Origin of the sequence: Kitasatospora sp. NPDC059673, assembly GCF_042734215.1 — a bacterium.
Taxonomy (GTDB): Bacteria; Actinomycetota; Actinomycetes; order Streptomycetales; family Streptomycetaceae; genus Kitasatospora.
In genome coordinates, this window is sequence record NZ_JBHWEN010000032.1 from 72,435 (window position 1) to 80,758 (window position 8,324).

5 protein-coding genes and 1 pseudogene are annotated in these 8,324 nt (G+C 73.5%); 4 read left to right on the forward strand and 2 right to left on the reverse strand.

Going from position 1 to position 8,324, the window contains the following annotated elements; all coding sequences use genetic code 11:
* Positions 1 to 13 precede the first annotated feature (13 nt).
* Together ACFV18_RS29075 and ACFV18_RS29080 are read left to right on the forward strand one after the other, a co-directional pair.
* Positions 14 to 502, forward strand: coding sequence for a universal stress protein (locus ACFV18_RS29075; protein ID WP_380488215.1), 489 nt, complete (start codon positions 14 to 16; stop codon positions 500 to 502).
* Between the two features lie 91 nt (positions 503 to 593).
* The gene (locus tag ACFV18_RS29080) at positions 594 to 1,289 is read left to right on the forward strand and encodes a DsbA family oxidoreductase (protein ID WP_380488216.1); all 696 of its coding nucleotides are present in this window, start codon (positions 594 to 596) and stop codon (positions 1,287 to 1,289) included.
* Between the two features lie 30 nt (positions 1,290 to 1,319).
* On the opposite strand, the gene ACFV18_RS29085 is transcribed toward ACFV18_RS29080, so the two are convergent.
* Positions 1,320 to 3,302 (reverse strand): sigma-70 family RNA polymerase sigma factor, encoded by a 1,983-nt coding sequence (locus tag ACFV18_RS29085; protein ID WP_380488217.1) that lies wholly within the window; start codon positions 3,300 to 3,302, stop codon positions 1,320 to 1,322.
* A 312-nt stretch (positions 3,303 to 3,614) separates the two neighbouring features.
* Entirely contained in the window at positions 3,615 to 4,430 is an 816-nt protein-coding gene (locus tag ACFV18_RS29090) for a TetR/AcrR family transcriptional regulator (RefSeq protein ID WP_380488218.1), read from the reverse strand.
* 941 nt (positions 4,431 to 5,371) lie between these two features.
* Between ACFV18_RS29090 and ACFV18_RS29095 the strand changes: the two genes are divergently transcribed.
* Positions 5,372 to 6,661 (forward strand): NAD(P)/FAD-dependent oxidoreductase, encoded by a 1,290-nt coding sequence (locus ACFV18_RS29095; protein WP_380488219.1) that lies wholly within the window; start codon positions 5,372 to 5,374, stop codon positions 6,659 to 6,661.
* Positions 6,662 to 6,921: 260 nt separating this feature from the next.
* Positions 6,922 to 8,139: pseudogene (locus ACFV18_RS29100) on the forward strand (PP2C family protein-serine/threonine phosphatase); the annotation flags it as partial.
* Positions 8,140 to 8,324 lie beyond the last annotated feature (185 nt).

Here is an 8,324-nt window from a genome sequence, read left to right on the forward strand (position 1 = left end):
ATAGCTTCGCGCCATGACCCTCCCCGTCAGCACCGAGATCCCGCCGCCCGGCGCCTCGATCCTCAACGCCTGCGACGGTTCCGACGCCTCGCTCTGGGCGCTCGACCGGGCGATGACCGAGGCCGAGGCGCACCGCCTGCCGCTGCACGTGGTCGCCGTGGTCAACCCCTCGCCCACCGGCTACCCGCCGGGCATGGCCGACCTGGTGCAGGAGAGCGTCCAGCGCCTCATCGCGAGCATGTCGGACGGACTGCGCCGCGCCGTCGACACCGTCCAGGCCGCCCGTCCCCGCCCGTACGCCGGGCAGCTCACCCTGCACGTGCTGCTCGGCAACGTGGTGGACGTGCTGCTCCGGGCCGCGAACGGGCGGCACACCCTGGTGCTCGGCACCCGCGGCAACGGCGCCTTCTCCCGGCTGCTGCTCGGCTCGGTCAGCTCCGCCGCCGTGCACCACGCCGGCTGCCCGGTGCTGGTGGTCCCGGCGCCCGCAGAAGACACCTGAGCAGGAATGACCGCAGGTGGTTGAGCGTTCATCTTCCCTGTTGGAGGCCGACCGGCCGCCGTGAACCACCCCGACAGGAGCCCGCCCCGCCATGAAGGTCGAAATCTACTCGGACATCGCATGCCCCTGGTGCTACGTCGGTAAGCGGCGCTTCGAGCAGGCCCTGGACGGCTTCGAGGGCAAGGACGGCGTCGAGGTGGTCTACCGCCCCTACCAGCTCGTCCCCGACGCGCCCGAACAGGCCCGCCCGCACCGCGAGTGGCTCACCGAGCGCTACGGGCCGCAGTCCGTCGCCATGGACGCCCGGATCACCGAGGTCGGCAAGACCCTCGGCATCGACTACGACTTCGACGCCGCGCTGGAGGTCAACACCCTCCGCGCCCACCGTCTGCTGCACCTTGCCGAGACCGAGTACGGCCCCACCGTGCAGGCCGCGCTCAAGGAGCGCCTGCTGAAGGCCCACTTCTCCGAGGGCGTGAACGTCGGCGACGTCGAGGCGCTGGCCGGCCTCGCCGCCGAGACCGGCATCGACCGCGAGCGCGCCGCCGCCTACCTGGCCGGCGACGAGGGCGAGGCCGAGACGCTCGCCCAGCTCGCCGAGGCCCGCGCCATCGGCGTCACCGCCGTCCCCACCTTCGTCTTCGAGGGCCAGTGGGCCGTCCAGGGCGGCCAGGAGGCCGAGACCTTCCTCCAGGTGCTGCGTCAGGTCGAGGCCGAGACCGCCCGCCGGATCACCCCGATCGCCCCGGCGGGGGAGACCTGCGCGGACGGCAGCTGCCAGATCTGACGCCCGGGCGCGGTTGGTTGCCTGCGGCTGTCAGCAGCTGAGGCCGGCCTGCGCCCAGTCCGCCAGGCCGATCACGGGGGCGGAGCCGCGGGCCGCCGTCACCACCAGCCGGATCGAGGACTGGCCGGCCAGCGGCGCGTGCACCGCGACCGGCGCGTCGTCCGTCGACAACTCGCCCGAACTCCACAGCACTTCACCGTTGTCGCCCTGTACCGAGAAGACCACCCGCCCGTACGTCACCCCGAAGTCGTCCAGTCCGGCGACGGCGTCGAACGAGCGGCAGCTGCGGTTCAGGTCGATGGTCACCCGGGACGGCACCTGGACCGCCAGCACATGCCGGTAGAAGTCGCCCTGCATCCACGCCCCGGGCCGCTGCAGGGCGAACCCGGCGCCGCGGATGGTCGGCGTGCCCGCGGGCTGGTTCCCGCGGTTCAACGGCAGCTCGTCCAGCCAGAACTTGCTGGCCGTGCTGGTGCTCGGGCTCGGCGAGGGGCTCGGGCTCGACGGCGCCTGGGAAGGCAGCGGCTCCTGGCTGGGCGCCTGGGACGGCGCGGCGGACGGCTCCGGGCTCGGCGACTGCGACTGCGACGGCGTCGAGCTGGGCTTCGGCGTCGGACTCGGGGTCTGCGACTGGGACTGCGACGGCGACGGCGAGGGTGACGGCGCCGGTGCGGACGTCGGCTTCGACGCGGCCGCCGGCGGCACCGGCGCAGCGGAGTCCGGCACCGTGCTGACCGGCGGAGGTGCGGCCACCGGCGGCTGCGGCTGCGGCTCCGGCGAACCGGTGAGCGCGAACGCGGCGACGGCCACCGCCACCACCGCGATGCCCGCGGCGATCCCGGCCTTCGCGGCCGTGCCGAGCCCCTGCCCGGCCGCCGTGGCCGCCCCGCCACCACCGGAGGACGACCCGGCCGCCGCCGTACCGCCACCCGCCGCGGCCGCACCACCGGCGACCGCGCCCGTGACGGCGACCCCGGCACCGGCCGCGGCCGCCGCGGCCGTGAACCAGCCGACGCCGACCCAGAGCAGCGCGCCCCCGGGCAGCACCGCCCGCAGACTGTGGTTGATGTCGGCCAGCTCCAGGTACGCGGCCGTGCACCGGGTGCAGTCCTGGACGTGCTTGCCGACCTCCGCCGACGCCCGCTTGCGCAGCGAGCCACGGGCGTACGCGCCCAGCCGGTTCGCGTACCCGGCGCAGCCCGACTCCTGGCTGCCCGACACGTGCGCCTGCAGGAACGCCGCGGCCAGCCGGTCCCGGGCCCGGTGGGCCTGCACGGCCGTCGCGTTGGCGGTCTTGCCCAGCATCACCGCCACCGTCTTCGGCGACTCCCGCTCGACCTCGGTGTGCCAGAGCACCACCCGGTCGTCCTCCGGGAGTTCGGCGTACGCCCGCATCACCATGCGCTGATCGGCCAGCGCCAGCGCCCAGGCATCCGCGCCCGGGTCGGCCAGGTCGAACTCGATGGTGGCGGCGGACGCCTCGGCGAACGTCGAGAAGTCGTCCACCAGTTGCTCGCGCCGGTCGGAGCGCGCCCAGGCCGCCGCGACGTTGCGCACCGCCGTCAGCAGGTAGGCGCGGACCGCGAACTCCGGCCCCTTGCCCGCCTTCAGCGCTTGGAGGGTACGGGCGAACACCTCGCCGGCGAGGTCCTCGGCGGTGAAGCTGTCGCGGCAGCAGGTCCTGGCGTAGCGGCGCACCGCGTCCGCGTGCCGCCGGTAGATCTCCTCGTACGCGGCGTCGTCGCCGGCCCGCACCAGAGCGGTCAACTCGGCGTCGGAGGGCGGGCGTTCACCGTCCACCGGATCGGCCGGCGGGGGCACTGTGGCACGCACCGCGAACTCCTCGGTGATGAAAGCCTCCGGGATGACCCCGCCCTGCCCGGCGGGTGCCTGGCCCGGCACCCGGCCGGTCAGCGACTCCCGGGCGGGACTGCCCGCCTGGTCCGGGACCTGCCCGGGGGCGCCCAGTCCGGAGCCGAACTCCCCGCCCTCACCCTGCTCCTCGGGATTCACCTGGCACCGCCCGCTCGCACGGCGCACGACCCGGGCCGCCCCTCGAACTCGACGGCGGGCACGGTACGCAACGGGACAATGGCTCCAACCACGGGCAAAGCATGGCATGGCACAGCGACCACCGGTAGCCGCCCGGACCCGGACCCACTCTTCCGTGCCGCCGCTCGCTGAGGTGTTCGGTGATCGACGGCGCAAGCACCGCGCGTACCCGGACAGTTCCGCGCGCCGCTCGCGCCGGGCGGTACCCGGTCACTCGAACGGCACGTCACCGGCACCGGCCGGGCGGCCAATTCCACGGCCCGGCCGACCGGTTCAGGCCGCCCGAAGCCCCTGCAGCAGCAGCTGCAACAGCCGGCCACCGGCACCGCCCTCGCCACCGTCCGCGAACGCCGCCGACGCGTGCACCGGCACGGCCGCCGTCAGCACCAGCACCACATCGGACACTGTCACCCCCGGCCGCAACTCGCCTGCCGCGCCCGCCCGGGCCACCAGCGCCGCCAACAGCTGCAGCAGCAGCCGCGGATCCGCACTCGGCTCGCCCTCGGCCACCGGCACCCCGCCGAACGCCCGCAACTCGGCGCCGCGCTGCTCCGGCACCCGGCCGATCTCCTCGGCGTAGCGGAACGCCTCCGGCGGCAGCAGTCGGCCCGCACCCGAGGCGGCGGCCCGCTGCAGGAACCCGGCCAACGCGTCCCACGGACCGTTCAACCCGCCGTACAGCGACTCGCGGGCCTGCGTCGTCAGCCACGACACCTCCTCTGCGGCGATCCGCTGGACCAGCACCTCCTTGCTGGGGAAGCGCCGGTACACCGTGCCGACCCCGACCCCGGCCCGGCGGGCGACCTCCTCCATGGGCGCCCCGTACCCGAGCTCGCCGAACACCTCACGGGCGGCCCGCAGCACGCTCTCCAGGTTCCGCCGGGCATCCACCCGCAGCCGCGAACCCGCGCCCCGGCCCGCCTCGCCCCGGCCCGCCTCGCCAGGGCGCGCGTCACTGTGCGCGTCACTCTGCGGGAAGGCGTACCGCTCCCGCTCGCCCGGACCGCGCTGCTCCGGCACCACATCCGTCGCGGCCCTCCCGAACGCGCCACCCGGCGACCGCTCGGCCAACTGTTCCTGCTCCGACATGCCAACCTCCCCCGAGGCACCCCGTTCCGGGTACCCGAACGGTCACTGCGCCTCCTGGCGTGCGCTGCCGACACCGGTCGGTCCGACGTCCGCGCACTACCTTCCCCGGATGACTCCCGGGCAGTCGCACCGATGCCACCGGGCTCGCAGGTACATGGACCGGCACCATCGGCGGTCCGAACCACAATCCGACCATAGTTCAAGGAAGTTCGTCGCAGAAGTGGACCACCCGCCACCCCGAACGAGCCGATCCCGCCCCGACTCCGGACAAATCCGCCCAGGACCACCACCGGCCCGCGTGAGCCGGATCACGCCCGAGGATTCGGCTCGGCTCGCCCTTCTTTGCCGGATCTTGACGAGCCGTCAGCGCTCTTCGGCCGCCCCACCCAGCCGCCGAGCCGATCGAACGTACACGTTTCCGTCCGTCGAGCAGTCGTTCCTCGCGAGTGTGATCAACGCACTGGCACAACAACCACACATATGTGCTGAGCGCATGGGGGGTCATAACGCGGGAGGCGGAACCCGGGGGAAGCGGGAACCGGATTCACCCTTTCTCCCGACAAGTTGGAACAGTCCGGCCGGACAGCTCAACAGACTGATGGACAGCCGCCTCCTTCAGGACGACCGCCGCGACGACCGGCAACGAGACGCCGGCCGGCCGGCGGGACTGCCCGTACCGGTCGCACCGGGCGTCGCCCAACCACCGTGCCAAACCCGCCAGTTGTTCGATCGGGGTGGCGCGAGGGCGTCCCGGAGGCCGCTTTCCGGACCGGATTCGGACCGATCCGGCCCGGACTGTGGACAAGAACCCTCCGACGGGTGCGTCATAGGGGGAACGTGAAACGGGTCACAGCCCGAGGGCCGGCCGGAGGTGCCCCATTCGGATCCTGATCATCGGCGGCGGCTGCGCCGGACTGAGCACCGCGCTGCGCCTCCAGCAGTTGCTGCGACGGCAGTTGAGGGACCGCCGGATCGACATCACGATCGTCGAACCGCAGTCGTACCTCACGTTCCAGCCGCTGCTGGCCGAGGTCGCCGCCGGCTCCATCGACCCCCGCCACGTGGTCGTCCCACTGCGCACCGCGCTGCGCGACTGCCGGGTGCTCACCGCCCGCGTCACCAGGATCGACCACGCCGCCCGCACCGCCTGGGTGGATGCCGCGCCGCGCGGCGAACTCCGGCTGCCCACCGAAGTCCCGTACGACGTCCTGGTGATGGCCCCCGGTGCGATCTCCCGCACCGCACCCGTTCCTGGCCTCGCCGACCACGGCATGGGCTTCGCCACCGTCGGCGAGGCCGTCGCGCTGCGCAACCACGTCCTGGAGCAGCTCGACCTCGCCTCCTCCACCCGCGATCCGGCCCTCCGCCAGGCCGCCCTCACCTTTGTCTTCGTCGGTGCCGGTTACGCGGGCGTCGGCGCGCTCGCCGAACTGGAGGACATGGCCCGCACCGCCACCAAGGGCTTCCACAACCTCACCCCGGAGGACCTGCGCTGGGTACTGGTCGAGGCCAGGGACCGCATCCTCAGCGAGGAGATCCCCGAGCTCGCCACCCACACCCTCGCCGAACTCCGCGAGCGCAACATCGACATCCGGCTCTCCACCACCCTGGAGTCCGCCGTCGACCAGGTCATGGTGCTCTCCGACGGGGGCCGCTTCGCCGCCCGCACCCTGGTCTGGACGGCCGGCATCCGGCCCGCGCCCGTGCTCGCCCTCACCGACCTCCCGCTCGACCGCACCGGTCGGATCACCTGCCTGCCCACCCTCCGGATCGCCAACCCCGACGGCACCCCCCTGACCGGCGCCTGGGCTGCCGGCGACTGCGCAGCCGTCCCCGACCAGGCCGGGCAACCCTGCGCGCCCAACGCCCAGCACGCCCTCGCCCAGGCCAAACTCCTCGCCGAGAACCTCGCCGCCGAGTTCGCCGGCCAACCCCTCACCGACTACCGGCCGGACGACCCCGCCTGCTCCACCTCGCTCGGCCTGCGCCGCGCCGTCGCCCACACCCGGCGCGGCGCCCGCCTCACCGGCCGGCGCGCCTGGTGGCTGCACCGCGCCCGCCAGCTACGCCGCCTGCCCAGCCGGGAACGCCGGGTCCGGGTCCTGATGGACTGGCTGTTCGGCGGACTGTTCCCGCGTGAGGTGGTGGCGCTCGGCACCATCGAGCACCCCCGTGCCGAGTTCGAGTCCGGCTTCACCACCGGCCCCGGCACGTCCGGCCCCGGCAGCTGACCGCCCCCGGCAGCTGACCGCCCCCGTCGCCCGCACCGCAGTCGCACGGAAACACAGTCCCGGCGCACGCCCACCGGAACGCGCCGTGCCGGGTGCTCGACTTCCGGAATCACCCCGGAGCCTGACAGGATCGACCCCGCCAACCCGTCACGCCTCGTGCTGCTTCACGCACACAAGGTGATGATCACACCGCAATCGACCCACAGAGCAGGCACACCCCACCTCAGTTCCCCTAGTCCCCCCCGAGGAAGCGGCCGACGTTGAACCTCATGCGCTGGAGCGCCCGGCTCACCGGAGCCGCGTGGCGGACGACCCCCACCACCGCGGACGAATCCGTCAGCGTCCCCGGCCAGCGCGACCCCGCCGCCTCCGGCCCCGACCCCCGCGACCCCGAACAGGTCTACGACTTCCGCGACGTCCTGCGCCGCCTGCCCGCCCCCGTCGCCCTCACCCACGGCCCCCACCACCTGCTCGGCTACGCCAACCGCGCCTACCACGACTTGTTCGGCCCCCGCACCCCCGGCCGCCCCGCCGCCGAAGCCCTCCCCGAACTCACCGCGCTCGGCGTCCTCCCCCTGCTCGACCAGGTCCTGCGCAGCGCCCGCCCTCGTAGCGTCAAGGCCCGCTGCATCCTCGGCCTCGGCGGCAACCGCTACTACAACATCGCCTGCGTCCCGCTCGGCCCCGACGAGCACAGCACCCCCTCCGGCGTCCTGATCTTCGCCACCGAAGTCACCGACCAGGTCCAGGCTGCCGGTCGCCTCCGCGACGCCGAACGCCGCCAACGCGAAGCCGCCGTCACCCTCCAGCACAGCCTGCTTCCGCAGAAACTCGAACAGCCGGCCGACCTCCACGTCGCCGCCACCTACCAACCCGGCGGAGCCGACGCCGCCGTCGGAGGCGACTGGTACGACGTCATCGGCCTCGGCGGCGGACGCACCGCCCTCGTCATCGGCGACGTCATGGGCCGCGGCCTGCGCGCCGCCGCCGTCATGGGGCAGCTCCGCACCGCCGTCCGCGCCTACGCCCGCCTCGACCTCCCGCCGCACGAAGTGATGACCCTGCTCGACGGCCTCGCCATGGAGATCGACGCAAACCAGATCGCCACCTGCACCTACGCCGTCTGGGACCCCGCCACCACCACCCTCGTCTACGCCTCCGCCGGCCACCTCCCCCTCCTCCTGCGCGCCCCCGACGGCACCGTCCTGCGCGGCGAGGAACAGAACGGCCCACCCCTCGGCACCGGCGGCGCCGGCCACCTCTCCCACACCCTCCGCCTGCTCCCCGGCACCACCGGCGTCCTCTACACCGACGGCCTGGTCGAACGCCGCGACCAGGACATCGACCAGGGCATCGACCACCTCGCCCACACCCTCACCGGCCCCGTCGCCACCCCCGACATCGTCTGCTCCCGCCTCCTGCGCGCCCTCGGCGTTTCGGCGGAACACGACGACGACGTCGCCGTTCTGGTCTTCCAGGTGGCACTTCCCGGCAGCACTTGATCCAGCCCCCGCAGGTGTGTAGAGTTCTTCGAGTTGCCTGACAGGGAGCACCGAGCACGCGTCTGCGTGGACGGTCCCGGGGCGGCCAATCCCTGAGAACCACCCAGTTGATCCGTGACGGGTCGCGTCCTTTCGCGTCTCCGTTCGTATTTGCTGTGCGC